Consider the following 15,210-nt stretch of genomic DNA (forward strand, 5'->3'; position numbering starts at 1 on the left):
TATCTAATTCATCACCAACGTATTAATATATAATAATAGAAAGCCTTGCAGTAATTATTAAATTCATACTAAATAATACATCTCTTCAATAAATAAAGTACTTTGGCCTTTAACTAAGGATAAAAAACATGAAAGACGACGCTTTATATGACCCTATTGCACATCTTTACGAGAGCTTTTCAGATACTGCTGCCCATGTCAAAGTAGAAATCAGAACTATCTTCGATCTGGCAGGAGATATACACGGGAAATCAGTGTTAGATTTAGCCTGTGGCTATGGTCTCTTTAGTCGAGAATACAAGAATCGTGGCGCGTCAAAAGTCATCGGAGTCGATATATCAGAGAACATGATAGCCATTGCGAAAAGCAAATCACAACAATACGGTGACGATATCGAATTTCACGTAAGAAATGTCTGCAAAATGGAATCATTTGGCAAATTTGATATAGTCAATGCAGCCTGGTTATTCTGCCATGCAGAATCTATTGAAGACCTTGAAACTATGTTCCGTGTCATTGCCGCTCATCTCAAGCCTTCTGGTAAATTAATTGCATATACCGTTGAACCTGATTGTCAATTAGAAAAAGTTAATTATGAGAATTATGGTATAAAAATTCTGAGTAAAGAGCCCGTGAAAGACACAATTTTCGTGAGAGCTGAATTTCTTACCACACCACCCAGCCCTTTCACTATGTATCATTGGAGTCGTGAACAACATCAAACAGCGATTCAAAAGGCGGGGTTCAAACAATTTAGATGGCAAAAACCCATGCTGTTAGAAAGCGATATTGCGGAATATCCCCCAGGTTTTTGGGATGATTATCAACGAAATTGCCTTGATACAGCTCTTATTTGTCAATTTTAACCAGATAATGCCCTGATCCGCAGTCTTTCCTACACAAATCCCCCGATTGAAAATCGAGGGATTTTTTTGAATTTCCCTCGTCCCGCCAGACAACGCTTCCAGACCTCCAACCTGACCATTTAAAAGCGTGAATATAAAGAGATTAAAACTTTCATATAAACAGGCTAATTTAATTCAAAAAATGAAATTTTCAAACAAATAGTAAATTATGTTTAATATAAATTTATTAAACATTAAAAAAGAATTGAAAATAAATCAGCTCTTTCCGAAAAAAGGATAAATAAGTAGATGAATGGCTTTAATACCGGGGTTCCTTTCTAAAACACAGGGGCTTTTATTTACTTGTTCGAGTTAATCGTTTTATTTGTCGGAAAGGGTTGGGAAAACAGAATTTAAAGCATTTTATCTAATCATTTTCATACTTATAAATTCATTCTCACCTCATCAGGTTAAATCAGATTTAGATGTGAGGCTTTGCTCTGTTACTCAGTTTTAAGCATGATAAAAGCCTAAGCCTGTAAAGGGTTTAAGTTATTATATAATCAATGTGGATTTTTTTTACACAATGATGTTATACTCAAATTGGAAACTCCATCCGTTAAATACCGATGTGACAATTTTTGATTTTAAGAATATTAAAGGAAGTTTCGCGATGACATATATACCCAATAGATTTCAAGATGCATCGCGACGGCAAGGGAGCGAATCCCCGGGAGCATAGATAACTATGTGACCGGGGTGAGTGAGTGCAGCCAACAAAGAGGCAACTTGAAAGATAACAGGTATAAAAGATATAGGCCCTCTTGGGAAGGTTATATGGGAGATTTTCTAACAGGTAATGTTGGAATTAATCAATTCAGGAATCAATATCAGTCCTTTAATGCGATTGATCTTGAGAAACAGTTAAATGAGAATACAACGTATATTGCACTGCTATCCTTAGAAGAAGCGAAAAATGTTTTAGAGGATATTGATTCTCCAAAACCCAAAAGCCCATTTATGAAGAAAGTGTTTTCGGTTGCCGATCCCATATCACCCTATGCAAGTAATATACGCGATGCTTTTGACTTTACAAATGTAGTAAGAGAATTTAAAAGATTAGGAATTAAAGCCACAGAGTATGTTGGTAAACATGGGCAAAAATATATTAAAATTTCAGGTCATGCGGGGCTTAGAAAAATCATCACGGCTTCAAGATACAGCGCTTCTAATATGAAGATAATATCTATGGGGATAGGGCAACAAGGGATAAACAGTGGCATAGTTAAAGGAGTTAAATTCAGTATATTATTTGCCGCAGCTTATCGAACGGTTGAATATATCTTTAAGGATGAATATACACTGGCTGATTTCTTAGACAATATTTCAATAGATCTGGCTAAAGCGGCAGTAGCAGCTTTTGCTTCTTGGGTTACAGGTGCTTTTCTTTCATTTTTATTTGTGACAGGTGGTAGTGTAATTGTTGTGGCCGGAGCAATGCTTATTGCAGGTGTTTTAACGACATATATACTTGATACTGTAGATAAAAAATTCAAAATTAGTGAAACTGTGGTTAATTTGATCAAAAAAGAAATGGAGAGAAAACCAAGAACGCCAGAAGCTAATTTCAATCAATTTCTTTATAACTGGGTAAATTATGGTAAATAAAAAAAAGATTATGCATATCATCGGCGCTTTTACTATTTTTATTTTAGCGCTATCAGGTTTCTTTTTGACTGGGGAAAATTTAATTTCCTTAGTTAAAATGGAAGATAAAATAACATTCTCAGGGCCTGTTTTTATAATATTTTTTTCTTTTCCTTTTCTTTCATACCTTATAGTTTCTGTTATTTTCCTTAATATAACAAATCGCTATCCAAAACATTACGATAGTTTCATTAACTGTTTTTTAGTGATATCTATTGTTTCATTTATTTTAAGTTTCCCCCTATCTTTTTATGTGGATTATAAATTAAAAAGTGAGAATTATTTAATATGTAAAAAAATATCCTGGAGGTCGCCTAATACCTATGTAAAAAACATTAAGCTATGTGATTAACATTATTGTGTTTAATTTCTTCCTAGCTGTGGTGATTATGAAAAACAAGAAAAATATCTTACCAATAATCTGTGCTCTTGCTATTTTTATTTTATCGTCATGCACTTTCTTTTTGACAGGAGAGAATTTAATTTCTTTAATTAAAATGGAAGATAAAATAACATTCTCAGGTCATATTTTTATAATATTTTTCTCTTTTCCTTTGATTTCATATCATATGATTTTAGTTATTATTGTTTATATAACTGGTAGTTATCCTAAACATCATGATACCTATGTTAAATACTCAGCCGTAATAGCTTTTTCTTCATTTATTTTAAGTTTTCCTCTATCTTTTTATGTGGATTATAAATTAAAAAGTGAGAATTATTTGGTATGTAAAAGAATATCCTGGGCGTCACCTAATACCTTGTAAAAAATATTAAGCTATGTGATTAACATTATTGTGTTTAATTTCTTCATAACTGAGTGAATTATGGTAAATAAAAAAAAGATTTTGCATATTATAGGAGCTTTTTCCTTTATTATTCTAACGTTATTTACTTTTTTTTCTAGCGGAGAAAATTTAATTTCCTTAATTAAAATGGAAGATAAAATAATATTCTCAGGCCCTGTTTTTATGCTATTTTTTGCTTTCCCTTTCCTTTCATACTTTATAGTTTCTGTTATTTTCCTTAATATAAAAAATCGCTGGCCAAAACATCACGATAGTTTTATTAACTGTTTTGGGGTGATAGCCATTGTTTCATTCTTTTTAAGTTTCCCCCTATCTTTTTATGTGGATTATAAATTAAAAAGTGAGAATTATTTAATATGTGAAAAAATATCCTGGAGGTCGCCTAATACCTATGTGAAAAACATTAAGCTATGTGATTAATATTATTGTGTTTAATTTCTTAATAACTTGGTTTATGGTAAATAGAAAAGAGCTTGTACATACCCGATTAAACTCACTTTACACTGTTTTAATCGGTCGCATTTAATCTGACATCCATTCAGCTCAGCTAAACGTGGTTTCGTATACGCTTTAATAACTCTGCATACCCGGACTTACTTGCCCAAATCTTGATGATTTTTGCTCTACTTGGTATATCTTGTTCCCCCTCACAAAATGACGTCATTTTGTCACACATATTGACTTTTGTTAAAACAGTGTTAGATTAATCAATGAAGGAAACTTAGCATTTCACCAAATAATATGTTCCGCTAGCTCCAAATAAATAGTGTAAGAGAGTAGTGGATATCTATAATGAACTAATAATTAAGAACTAACAACCGCAATGCAGTAGGAGTAAAGCTTATGGCCACATTAGCAAATGAAAGAATCACTACAAGGGTGAGTTCAGAGACTAAAGAGTTACTCGAAAGAGCGTTATCATTATCAGGGTATGCAAGCTTGAATAGCTTTATTGCAAATGCTGCTGTAGCAGAGGCAAAAAGACTTATTGAACAAAATATGCGTATTCGATTGTGTCAAGAAGATGCATTGGCGTTTGTTCATGCATTGGAAAAACCAATCAAGGTAAATGAACGTTTCCTTCGTGCTGCTCGTAGACATAAAGAAACAATAACAAATGAAGATTGAACGTTTAGATAAAAACAAACACAACAGAAATAATTTTGACTGTGGTGAACCCGCGCTAAACAACTATTTGAAAGCAGTATCGGGACAACATGATAAAAAGGACTTATCAAGAACATTCGTCCTGACAAGTAGTCAAAATGGAACTCAAATAAAGGGATACTATTCCCTAGCACTATGCACGGTAGAACTAGACGAACTACCAGAAAAAATATCGAAAAAATACCATTCAACACTACATTGCGCACTTATTGGTCGCCTGGCTATAAGTAAGTCATTTCAACGCCAAGGATTTGGTGAAATCTTACTTATAGATGCAATTCGAAAAGCTATGGAGTCGTCAAAATCTATTCCCACCCCAATGATTATCGTCGATGCTAAAAACGACATAGCCCAAAAACTGTATATGAACGTAGGGTTTGAGGAATTTCCTCAGACAAAGAGTAAACTGTTCATGCCTATGACTGTTGCAATAGAAATGATAAAAAGGGTAGATCTGATGTAACATATCAAAAGCAGGCAAATACACAATTCAGTCTCGGTTCAAATTATTTTCTCGCCCTATTAACGCTTAAATACCCATTCAACCCACTTTTTATACCCATCTCCCCCCTAATACTAAAAACTCGCGTTGCTCTCAATTATACCCGTCATCTTTCAAGTTGCCTCTTTGTTGGCTGCACTCACGCATCCCGGTCACATCGTTATCTATACCCTTCATCTTTCAAGCTGCTGCTTTGTTGGCTGCGTTCACTTACCCCAGTCACATAGTTATCTATGCTCCTGGGGATGCGTTCTCTTGCCGCCGCTCTGCAACTTGAAATCTATTGGGTATATGCTCCCGGGGATTCGCTCCCTTGCCGTCGCGATCCATCTTGAAATCCATTGGGTATAGCATTCAGGAAAGAGAATTCCGCAAATTCGTTAAACTCAGATAATCCGATGTTTCTCTAATTGAACCTGCCGAGCCGCTTCACGCGCCATTCGCTTTTTACGGACATCACAAGGTTCTGGACAATCACAGACTTTTTCTACACCAATGCTGCCTAAACCACCACAGCTCCCTTGTATACTTTTACGTTTAATCATATAGCCCAACGACATTCCCGCAAAAGCCAGCAGGAAAAAGACAAAAGCTGCAATAAATACTTTCAGCACTTATTTCCCCTCCTCATTGATTTTTCTGTAGATATGGCTCAAAGGCTTTACTGTAACGCTCTTCAAAACCTTTTTCCGTTTTTACAATCATAAAAACCGGGATATTAAGTTTTTCTGCAACTTCCATCCCTTTTTCCGGCCCTAAAACATTCAGTCCGGTAGAAAGCCCATCAGCACTCATACAAACCGGAGCAATCACTGTAATAGAGACTAAATTATGAGAAATAGGGTTTCCTGTTTTTGGGTCAATCGTATGTGAATAACGCACACCATCTTGCTCAAAGTAATTACGGTAATCACCAGAAGTCGCTATCGACATATTCCCAGGCATTATCACTTCCTGAGCATTTTGTGCTATACCAGTGTCAGATGGCTTTTCAATTGCAATCCGCCACGGTAGATCTTTTCCACTATGGCCTGATGTGCGAACTTCACCGCCAATATCAACCATATAATCCTGAATATTCTGCGATTCCAAATATTCAGCAACAACATCTACGCCATAACCCTTAGCGATAGATGATAAATCAACATACAACTCTGGAACGGTTTTAATCAGGTTATTACCTTCTACCGCCAATTTTTCAATCCCAATCCATTTACGGCGTTTTTCCAGTTCACTCGCAGAAGGTGCTTTCGTCACACGGCCTTCAGGGCCAAACCCCCATAAATTAACCAATGGGCCAACCGTCACATCTAAAGCACCATCGGTTAATTTATTAATGTAGATCGCTTCTTTAACCACTCTAGCTGTCGCTGGCGATACCGGGAATGGCTGATTAATTTCACGACTTTGATTAAAACGACTCAATTCAGAATCAGGACGATATGTCGACATCTGATCGTTAACTTCCTCCAGCAAACGATCAATCTCTTTTTGCAGAGTTTCTAGCGAAGGCGCCGACGAACCCGTGACAAATTTAATGGAATAGTAAGTCCCCATTGTTTGCCCATGAATATTTTTCTGCTCCAGACCATCACATGCCGCCAATAGCAACACTGCAAACATTAACGCTATCCAGCTATTTATCTTTTTACGCACAGTTAATTACTCTTTCCGAATTGTTAGCGCCCACAAAATTGTGGGCGCCCGTCATTAAAATCAAATCACTTATGGCTTATCAGCCACCGAAATCATCCAACATGATGTTTTCATCTTCGACACCGAGATCTTTCAACATCTTGATCACCGCGGCATTCATGACCGGAGGCCCACACATGTAAAATTCACAATCTTCAGGCGCCGGATGATCCTTCAAATAATTCTCATACAGAACATTATGGATAAAACCGGTGTAGCCATCCCAGTTGTCTTCAGGCAACGCATCGGATAGGGCCACATTCCAGGTAAAGTTTTCATTTTCCGCTGCTAGCTGATCAAAATCCTCTGTATAGAACATTTCACGTTTAGAACGGGCACCATACCAGAAACTAATCTTACGTTTGGAATTCAATCGGTTAAGCTGATCAAAGATATGAGAACGCATTGGTGCCATACCTGCACCACCACCGATGAAGATCATTTCCGCATCAGTATCTTTTGCAAAAAATTCACCAAACGGGCCAGAAATAGTCACTTTATCACCGGGTTTCAGTGACCAAATATAAGAAGACATGATTCCCGGAGGAGCTTCTGAATTCTTTGGCGGCGGCGTCGCAATACGAACATTAAGCATGATAATACCGTGTTCTTCTGGGTAATTCGCCATTGAATAAGCACGAACTGTCGGCTCTTTCACCTCAGAAACGAAACGGAACAAATTAAATTTATCCCAGTCTTCACGGTATTCTTCCGGTACATCATAATCCGCGTAATGCGCAATATGTGGTTCAGCCTCAATCTGAATATAACCACCTGCACGGAAAGGCACAACTTCCCCATCAGGGATCTTTAATTTCAGCTCCTTAATGAAAGTTGCCTTGTTATCATTGGAGATAACTTCACATTCCCATTTCTTAACACCAAATATCTCTTCTGGCAGGTCGATTTTCAGGTTCTGTTTTACATTGACCTGACAAGCCAAACGGCAGCCCTCTTTTGCTTCACGCTTATTAATATGAGAAAGCTCCGTCGGCAAAATATCGCCACCACCATCTTTAATTTTTACGCGGCATTGACCACAAGAACCACCACCACCACAAGCAGAGGATACAAAAATACCCTGGCTTGATAACATATTTAGCAATTTATCACCGGCTGGAGCCGTAAAGCTCTTTTCCGGATCACCATTAACTTCAACTTTAATATCCCCAGTGTTAACTAACTTTGATTTTGCGAACAAAATTAGGGCCGTTAGTACCAACACGATTAGGGTAAACATCACTACGCCTAAAATTATTATATCCATGAACTCTTCTCGCCCTTATAGCTGCACACCGGAGAAGGACATAAAGCCCAATGCCATTAAACCCGTGGTGATAAAGGTGATCCCCAACCCTTTCAAACCAGCCGGAACATCAGCGTATTTCATCTTTTCACGGATAGAAGCCAACAGAACAATTGCCAGCATCCAACCTATACCTGAACCAAAGCCATACACGATGGATTCAGAAAAGTTATAGTCACGCTGCGCCATGAAAGAGACACCACCGAAAATCGCACAGTTAACGGTAATAAGTGGCAAGAAAATGCCAAGAGCGTTATAGAGCGACGGAAAATAGCGATCAAGGATCATTTCCAGAATCTGTACCAACGCCGCAATCACTCCGATAAAGGTGATAAAGTTCAGGAAGCTGAGATCAACCCCTTCAACCAATGCGCCATCACGTAAGACCAGGTTATACACCAAATTATTGGCAGGAACAGAGATCCCCAGCACCACTGTTACCGCAATCCCCAGACCAAACGCCGTAGCTACATTTTTCGATACCGCCAGGAAAGTACACATTCCGAGGAAGAAAGCCAACGCCATATTCTCAATAAAGACCGCGCGGACAAACAGGCTAATATAATGTTCCATGTTGTCAGTTATTCCTTCTCAACCTGCGCCGGTTTCAAAGTCCGCAGACCCCAAATCAGCATACCAATAATGAAAAACGCACTAGGTGCTAACAGGAACAATCCGTTAGGTTGATACCAGCCACCATTCTGTGCCGATTCCATAATGGTAATACCGAACAGTTTGCCGGAACCAAATAGCTCACGCAGGAAGCCAACCAGTACCAAAATAACACCGTAACCCAAGCCATTACCGATACCATCCATAAAGCTTTCAATAGGTGGAGATTTCATCGCATAGGCTTCTGCTCGCCCCATCACGATACAGTTAGTAATGATAAGACCAACAAATACAGATAATTGCTTGGAAATTTCATAAGCATATGCCTGCAAAATCTGATCTACGACGATAACCAGCGATGCAATAATTGCCATTTGTACAATGATTCGCACACTGCCAGGGATGTAATGACGGATCAACGAGATAAAAAAGCTGGAAAAGGCAGTAACCAATGTTACCGCTATTGTCATTACCAATGCGGTTTCCAGTTTGGTTGTTACAGCCAGCGCTGAACAGATCCCCAAAACCTGCAATGCAATCGGGTTATTATCCAATAGTGGCCCAAGAAGGACGCGTTTTATTTCTTTGCTATCAGCCATCTTTCAACGCTCCTTCGCGTACTTTTTTCAGGAACGGACCAAAGCCGTTATCCCCTAACCAGAAATTAAACATATTCTGCACACCATTAGAGGTCAGAGTCGCACCAGACAAGCCATCAACACCATAAGAGTCATCAGTAGCCGCGCCGCCACGGACAATTTTGATCGCCGGATTACCTTCATCGTTATACAGTTTTTTACCTACCCACTGCTTACGCCATTGTGGATTATCAACTTCGCCACCCAGCCCCGGTGTCTCACCGTGTGAATAATAAGTGATACCACGAGCCGTCTTACCGTCCACATCAACGGAGATAAAGGCATACATGACAGACCACAGACCAGAACCATAAACAGGCAGAACAATTTCTCGAGTTTTACCCTGCTCATTCTTTATCAAATAGACTTCGGCCATATTGGCACGACGGCGTATTTTTGCCAGATCCTTCTCCGGTGGTAATGCGATACTGGTATCATCACTGCGCAACGCATCGTTCAGGTTAAACTTGCCCTGACTGCTTTCAAGCGTTGCCGTCTCCAGATTTAATAACTCAGTTTTAATACGGCTTTTGAATGTTTCTTTAACTTCATCAGCGCTCATTTGAGGTTTCAATAAGCCAGCAACATCGAGAATATTACGTTGTTTATCCAGCAGTTTTTGTTCCTGTTGCTGAGATTTTAATCCCACCGCCGAACCTGCCACAACAATCGAACAAACGAGACATAGCACAAAAACAACAATAAACGTTCTGCCGATGCTGTCATTATTTTTTGGTTTATCATTAGCCACGGGCTTTTCTCCGCTTAACATTGGCTTGCACTACCAGATAATCAAACAATGGCGCAAACAAGTTTGCGAACAGAATCGCCAACATCATACCTTCTGGGTATGCTGGATTAACGACCCTAATAAGAACGCACATCACACCAATCAGAATGCCGTACCACCATTTACCTTTATCGGTAAATGAAGCGGATACCGGATCTGTCGCCATAAAAATCATACCAAAAGCGAAACCACCCAAAACCATATGCCAATACCACTGCATAGCAAACAACGGGTTAGTATCTGAACCAATAGCATTCAACAGGTAAGAAGTTGCAACCATACCCAGCATGACACCAGCAACAATGCGCCATGAAGCAATACGGGTAAACAGAATGATTGCGCCACCAATGAGAATCATCAAAGTGGACACTTCACCAATAGAGCCAGGAATATTGCCAATGAAAGCATCCATCCAGGTAATAGGCTGACCAGTAACCGTATTCACCAATCCATGACTACCACCAGCCGCCCACTGAGACAGAGGAGTTGCACCAGAAAAACCATCAGCCGCAGTCCATACCAAGTCACCTGAAATCTGTGCCGGATAAGCAAAGAACAGGAAAGCACGGCCAGCCAGCGCCGGGTTTAAGAAGTTACGACCGGTACCACCGAAGACCTCTTTCGCAATGACAACACCGAATGTAATACCCAGCGCCGCCTGCCACAAAGGAATTGTTGGTGGAACAATCAACGCAAACAGAATAGAGGTAACGAAAAATCCCTCGTTAATTTCATGTTTACGGATAATGGCAAACAGCACTTCCCAGAAGCCACCGACTAAAAATACAACGATGTAAACGGGCAGAAAGTAAGTTGCACCAAGCAACATTTTACTGCCCCAGCCAGCATCCAGTGTCAGTGATGCACCCAAAAACTGAGCAACACGATAGTGCCAGTCAGATGCCAGAAGTTGTTGTAACTCTGCGCCACTGTATAAGTGATACAGTGCAGGAATCGCCTGCTGACCAACGTTATACATTCCCCAAAACATTGCCGGGAATACCGCCAGCCATACCGTGATCATCATACGCTTTAGATCGATAGCATCGCGGACATGAGCACGACCAGAAGTTACTGTACCTGGTGTATAAAAAATCGTCGTTACCGCTTCATACAACGGATAATATTTTGCTAACTTGCCCCCGGGCTCAAAGTGATGCTCAATTTTTTCAAAAAAGTTTTTCAGGCCCATGGATCATCCTTCCTGCTCAATCTTAGTCAGCACTTCACGCAGCACCGGACCATATTCATATTTGCCCGGGCAGACGTAGGTACAAAGTGCCAAATCTTCCTCATCTAACTCCAGGCAACCCAGCGCCTGAGCACTGTCAGTATCGCCTGCCAGCAAATCCCGCAGTAAATGCGTTGCCATAATATCCAAAGGCATAACACGCTCATAGTTGCCGATTGGTACCATAGAACGTTCACCGCCATTGGTTGTGGTTGAAAAAGCAAAACGCTTATTCTTCAGGAAATGACCAATAGTAGTACGAGTAATGGAAAATTTATCAGAACCCGGCATGATCCAACCGAACAGCTCTTTTTCACGGCCTTCACGCAAAACAGAAACCAGAGTGTGGAAACGACCAAGATAGTGATGAACTTCATCTGACTGAGTACCGCACAATACGGAGCCCGAAATAATACGATTTTCACCCTCTTTAAGCTGATCCTGAGTTAACTCAAGCAGATCAGCCCCTAAACAAGTACGTACAAGACGCGGTTTCTCAACCTGTGGACCTGCTAGCGCAATAACACGGTCAGTATAAAGTGTACCGGTAGTGAATAATTTACCGATAGCAATCACATCCTGATACCCTAGGTGCCACACCGTTTTAGTCGCACTGGTGGGTTCAATAAAGTGAATGTGAGTTCCAACTAATCCCGCAGGATGTGGGCCAGAGAACTGATTATAAGTGATTTGTGCATTACTACTGGCATTTGGCAAATTTCCTACACCATGGCAAACATGGACTTTACCTTCTGTCAGTTTAGTCAGCACATTCATGCCATCAATGAAAGCCTCTTCTTCGGTAGCAATAATAACCTGTGGATTTGCAGCCAGAGGCTGAGTATCCATAGCAGTTACAAAAATTGCTTTTGGCGTGGAACCTGGAACAGGACTTCGACTGTAAGGACGGGTACGCAGAGCAGTCCATAACCCGGAATCGATGAGATTCTTTTCTACTTGTTGACGGGATAACTGAGAAAGTTGGATTCGATCATAACGGTCAAAATTAACCTGTTCGTCTCCCGTTATCTCAATCACGATTGACTGTAAAACACGTTGCTCCCCGCGATTAATCGCCACAACCTGCCCACAGGCCGGACTGGTAAAAACCACACCTGGATTCTTTTTATCTTCAAAAAGAATCTGCCCTTTTTTAACATGCTCACCTTCCTTAACCAACATAGAAGGACGCATTCCAACATACTCTTCACCTAACAGTGCTACATGGCGAATCGTCGGACCGTCTTCTATTACTTGAGCAGGCGCTCCTGCTATCGGGAGGTCGAGTCCTTTTTTAATTTTAATCATAAGATTTGCACAAGTTTATCAATTAAATCATATGCTACAAATTACCTGGTGGTAACATAGCCACTCTATAAAAAACCCTTTAAGCCACGAATCGCACCCGGGTTATTATTCTCCGATAATTATTACGATTTTCTTAATCTCCGGGCGGCAATTTTAACATCTCCCCCCTTAGGCTGTCTGACTAATCAAGTGATTTACTTCAAGCAAACAGGAATAATTTTGGCACTGAACCGTCAATAAATCGTAAAAAACGAATAATTATATCACCTTTATCGACAGTTGATTATTTTTTAATCTTAAAGTCACTTTGTAGAAAAAAGCCACGGTTATTATTCTTTATTCACAAAGTTGATAATTCATGGCAATCTTAAGCTAAATTTTTAATGAATTCCCTACGTTTCTATACGGTAGTCACATGAAAAAAACAGCTGCTTTTGCTGCAATAATATTGATGCTTTTTAGTTCACTCCTGCCTATCTATGCCCGGGATACTCCCTTTGATTTAAAGTCAAATCCATCTGAACAACCTGGTTATCCTGTATTTATCCAGATATTCAAAGAAGAGCGGATACTAGAGCTTTATACTAAAGACAATCATGGAAGCTACCAACTAGCTAAAAGTTATCCCATCTGTAATTACTCTGGCGGCCTTGGCCCCAAAACCATGGAAGGGGATCTGAAAAGCCCGGAAGGATTTTATCGTATAAAAACCAATCAATTAAATCCGAATAGTCGGTATTACCGATCTATTAATCTGGGTTTTCCAAATGAATACGATAAATCCAGAGGTTATTCCGGTAACTATTTAATGATCCATGGAGAATGTAAATCTGTCGGTTGTTACGCTATGACTAACAATTACATGGATGAAATCTACCATTATGTAGAAAGTGCATTACTAAATGGACAATATGAAATTAATATCAATATTTATCCATTCAGAATGACACCGCAAAATATGTTACGTCACCGGGCATCTTCCCATTATATATTTTGGCTACAATTACAACCGGCCTATGAGTATTTTGTAAAAAACCGCCGACCGGCAGCTATCAGCGTCATCAATGGTCAATATGCCGTTAATGCTATACCTCTTAAATCGCCACTTTTGCAAAATCAATCACAATATGCGTTCACCAAGGTGAAATAATGCATAGCAACCCGGCTCGATCCGATTCCAGGATTCATTGCCAGTTAAAGGCTGGGTAACAATGACGGAAACGACATCATCCGGCTGAGTGTGCTGCTGAAAATCAATTTCAACATCCTGATCCAAAAGTTTTGCTTTCCCAAACGGCGCACGGCGGGTAATCCAGTGAAGATGCGTTGAACAATATGCCATTACAAAACATCCATCTGACAATAGCATATTAAATACCCCTTTTTTTCTCAGTTCATCCGCTAATGACGCGATGAAACGAAATACTGCCGGCCAGTTAGAGGGCGTCCTTGGATATTTTTGTGAGAGTCGATGCAAAATCCAGCAGAAAGCATGTTCACTGTCAGTTTGCCCGACAGGACGATATTGGCCTGTTTCAAGCTGACGATAGCCTTGAAGCTGCCCATTATGGGCATAAGTCCAATTACGTCCCCACATCTGACGAATAAAAGGATGTGTGTTTTCCAACGCAACATTACCGCGGTTAGCCTGTCGGATATGAGAAATTACCACTCTGGATTTAATCGGGTATTCCTGCACGAAGCGGGCAACAGGTGAATAACAACCTGGTTGATGATCTTTAAATGTGCGACAACCCCGCCCTTCATAAAAAGTGATCCCCCAACCATCTTTGTGGGGTCCAGTATGACCACCACGCTGAATCAGACCACGCAAACTAAAGCAGATATCTGTTGGCACATTTGCACTCATGCCAAGTAACTCACACATTTCCCACCTCTGTAACCTGTAAAATCAGGCTTTAACCATCTCTTTTTCAATCAGTTGAATCAGGATATGAATAACTTTGATATGAATTTCCTGAATACGATCTGCATAACCAAAATGCGGGACACGAATTTCCACATCAGCGGTTCCTGCCATTTTGCCACCATCTTTGCCTGTCAGCGTAATTACTTTCATGCCTTTCAAATGAGCAGCTTCAATTGCTTTAATAATATTACCGGAATTACCAGAAGTAGAGATACCCAGTAATATATCTCCCTCTTTCCCTACAGCTTCCACATAACGGGAGAAAACAAATTCATAACCAAAATCATTACTAACGCAGGAAAAGTGACTGACATCAGAAATCGCAATCGCCGGATAGCCAGGGCGATTTTCACGGTAACGGCCTGTCAATTCTTCAGCAAAATGCATCGCATCACAATGCGAGCCCCCATTACCGCAGGACAATACCTTGCCACCCGCTTTAAATGAATTAGCCAGTAATACTGCTGCTTTTTGAATTGCTTCAATATTTGCATCGTCACTTAAAAACTTTGCCAGCGTATCCGCGGCCTCGTTCAATTCACTACGGATCAGGTTTTGATACATAGGCTCCTCACTTCGGTCAGGTAATTTAATGTTGTGCCGAACGGCAGTTTACCGGATCAAGAGAATTGAAAGAAGACAGCATCACGTTTCTGGAGAATTAATCCGT

At 40.0% G+C, this 15,210-nt stretch carries 18 protein-coding genes; 8 read left to right on the forward strand and 10 right to left on the reverse strand.

The annotated features are described in order from the left end of the window. Positions 1–128: 128 nt before the first annotated feature. The 7 genes from BO26_RS07550 (at position 129) to BO26_RS07580 (ending at position 4,991) form a co-directional block, all read left to right on the forward strand. Entirely contained in the window at positions 129–866 is a 738-nt protein-coding gene (locus BO26_RS07550; protein ID WP_036770600.1) for a class I SAM-dependent DNA methyltransferase, read from the forward strand. Between the two features lie 816 nt (positions 867–1,682). Further along, entirely contained in the window at positions 1,683–2,513 is an 831-nt protein-coding gene (locus BO26_RS07555) for a hypothetical protein (RefSeq protein WP_081861867.1), read from the forward strand. 97 nt (positions 2,514–2,610) lie between these two features. Next, on the forward strand, positions 2,611–2,904 hold the full coding sequence (locus tag BO26_RS07560) for a DUF1240 domain-containing protein (protein ID WP_338049116.1): 294 nt from the start codon (positions 2,611–2,613) through the stop codon (positions 2,902–2,904). A 37-nt stretch (positions 2,905–2,941) separates the two neighbouring features. Next, on the forward strand, positions 2,942–3,319 hold the full coding sequence (locus tag BO26_RS07565) for a DUF1240 domain-containing protein (RefSeq protein ID WP_338049111.1): 378 nt from the start codon (positions 2,942–2,944) through the stop codon (positions 3,317–3,319). A gap of 60 nt (positions 3,320–3,379) precedes the next feature. Beyond that, positions 3,380–3,781: a DUF1240 domain-containing protein gene (locus BO26_RS07570; protein ID WP_036770605.1), complete on the forward strand. Its 402-nt coding sequence runs from the start codon at positions 3,380–3,382 to the stop codon at positions 3,779–3,781. A 423-nt stretch (positions 3,782–4,204) separates the two neighbouring features. Next, positions 4,205–4,489, forward strand: coding sequence for a type II toxin-antitoxin system TacA family antitoxin (locus BO26_RS07575; protein ID WP_015835368.1), 285 nt, complete (start codon positions 4,205–4,207; stop codon positions 4,487–4,489). Further along, the gene (locus tag BO26_RS07580) at positions 4,479–4,991 is read left to right on the forward strand and encodes a GNAT family N-acetyltransferase (RefSeq protein WP_036770608.1); all 513 of its coding nucleotides are present in this window, start codon (positions 4,479–4,481) and stop codon (positions 4,989–4,991) included. The genes BO26_RS07575 and BO26_RS07580 overlap by 11 nt, the downstream gene beginning before the upstream one ends. Before the next feature lie 425 nt (positions 4,992–5,416). On the opposite strand, the gene nqrM is transcribed toward BO26_RS07580, so the two are convergent. The 8 genes from nqrM to BO26_RS07620 all read right to left on the reverse strand — a co-directional run bounded on the left by nqrM (position 5,417) and on the right by BO26_RS07620 (position 12,610). Further along, positions 5,417–5,644 (reverse strand): (Na+)-NQR maturation NqrM, encoded by a 228-nt coding sequence (gene nqrM / locus BO26_RS07585; protein WP_036770609.1) that lies wholly within the window; start codon positions 5,642–5,644, stop codon positions 5,417–5,419. 13 nt (positions 5,645–5,657) lie between these two features. After that, positions 5,658–6,653: an FAD:protein FMN transferase gene (locus tag BO26_RS07590; RefSeq protein WP_051690904.1), complete on the reverse strand. Its 996-nt coding sequence runs from the start codon at positions 6,651–6,653 to the stop codon at positions 5,658–5,660. A gap of 112 nt (positions 6,654–6,765) precedes the next feature. Further along, positions 6,766–7,992 (reverse strand): NADH:ubiquinone reductase (Na(+)-transporting) subunit F, encoded by a 1,227-nt coding sequence (gene nqrF / locus BO26_RS07595; RefSeq protein WP_036770613.1) that lies wholly within the window; start codon positions 7,990–7,992, stop codon positions 6,766–6,768. 15 nt (positions 7,993–8,007) lie between these two features. Beyond that, positions 8,008–8,604, reverse strand: coding sequence for an NADH:ubiquinone reductase (Na(+)-transporting) subunit E (gene nqrE / locus BO26_RS07600; protein WP_015835373.1), 597 nt, complete (start codon positions 8,602–8,604; stop codon positions 8,008–8,010). 8 nt (positions 8,605–8,612) lie between these two features. After that, positions 8,613–9,242 carry an NADH:ubiquinone reductase (Na(+)-transporting) subunit D gene (locus BO26_RS07605; RefSeq protein ID WP_036770615.1) on the reverse strand — a complete coding sequence of 210 codons (630 nt, stop codon included), beginning with the start codon at positions 9,240–9,242 and terminating at the stop codon, positions 8,613–8,615. Beyond that, positions 9,235–10,032 (reverse strand): Na(+)-translocating NADH-quinone reductase subunit C, encoded by a 798-nt coding sequence (locus BO26_RS07610; RefSeq protein ID WP_036770617.1) that lies wholly within the window; start codon positions 10,030–10,032, stop codon positions 9,235–9,237. Before BO26_RS07610 ends, BO26_RS07605 begins: the two co-directional genes overlap by 8 nt. Then, positions 10,025–11,263, reverse strand: coding sequence for an NADH:ubiquinone reductase (Na(+)-transporting) subunit B (locus BO26_RS07615; RefSeq protein ID WP_036770619.1), 1,239 nt, complete (start codon positions 11,261–11,263; stop codon positions 10,025–10,027). Before BO26_RS07615 ends, BO26_RS07610 begins: the two co-directional genes overlap by 8 nt. Before the next feature lie 3 nt (positions 11,264–11,266). After that, positions 11,267–12,610, reverse strand: coding sequence for a Na(+)-translocating NADH-quinone reductase subunit A (locus BO26_RS07620; RefSeq protein ID WP_036770622.1), 1,344 nt, complete (start codon positions 12,608–12,610; stop codon positions 11,267–11,269). A 415-nt stretch (positions 12,611–13,025) separates the two neighbouring features. Here BO26_RS07620 and BO26_RS07625 point away from each other — a divergent pair, with 415 nt between their 5' ends. Further along, entirely contained in the window at positions 13,026–13,760 is a 735-nt protein-coding gene (locus BO26_RS07625; RefSeq protein ID WP_036770624.1) for a L,D-transpeptidase family protein, read from the forward strand. Here the strand turns inward: BO26_RS07625 and BO26_RS07630 are convergent. Together BO26_RS07630 and lpcA are read right to left on the reverse strand one after the other, a co-directional pair. Then, positions 13,731–14,498, reverse strand: coding sequence for a class II glutamine amidotransferase (locus BO26_RS07630; protein WP_036770627.1), 768 nt, complete (start codon positions 14,496–14,498; stop codon positions 13,731–13,733). The two genes, BO26_RS07625 and BO26_RS07630, sit on opposite strands and share 30 nt — an antisense overlap. A gap of 24 nt (positions 14,499–14,522) precedes the next feature. Continuing rightward, positions 14,523–15,104, reverse strand: a complete 582-nt coding sequence (gene lpcA, locus BO26_RS07635) for a D-sedoheptulose 7-phosphate isomerase (RefSeq protein WP_036770630.1) — start codon at positions 15,102–15,104, stop codon at positions 14,523–14,525. Between the last annotated feature and the right edge of the window lie 106 nt (positions 15,105–15,210).

The organism is Photorhabdus australis DSM 17609 (genome assembly GCF_000711895.1).
Taxonomy (GTDB): Bacteria; Pseudomonadota; Gammaproteobacteria; order Enterobacterales; family Enterobacteriaceae; genus Photorhabdus; species Photorhabdus australis.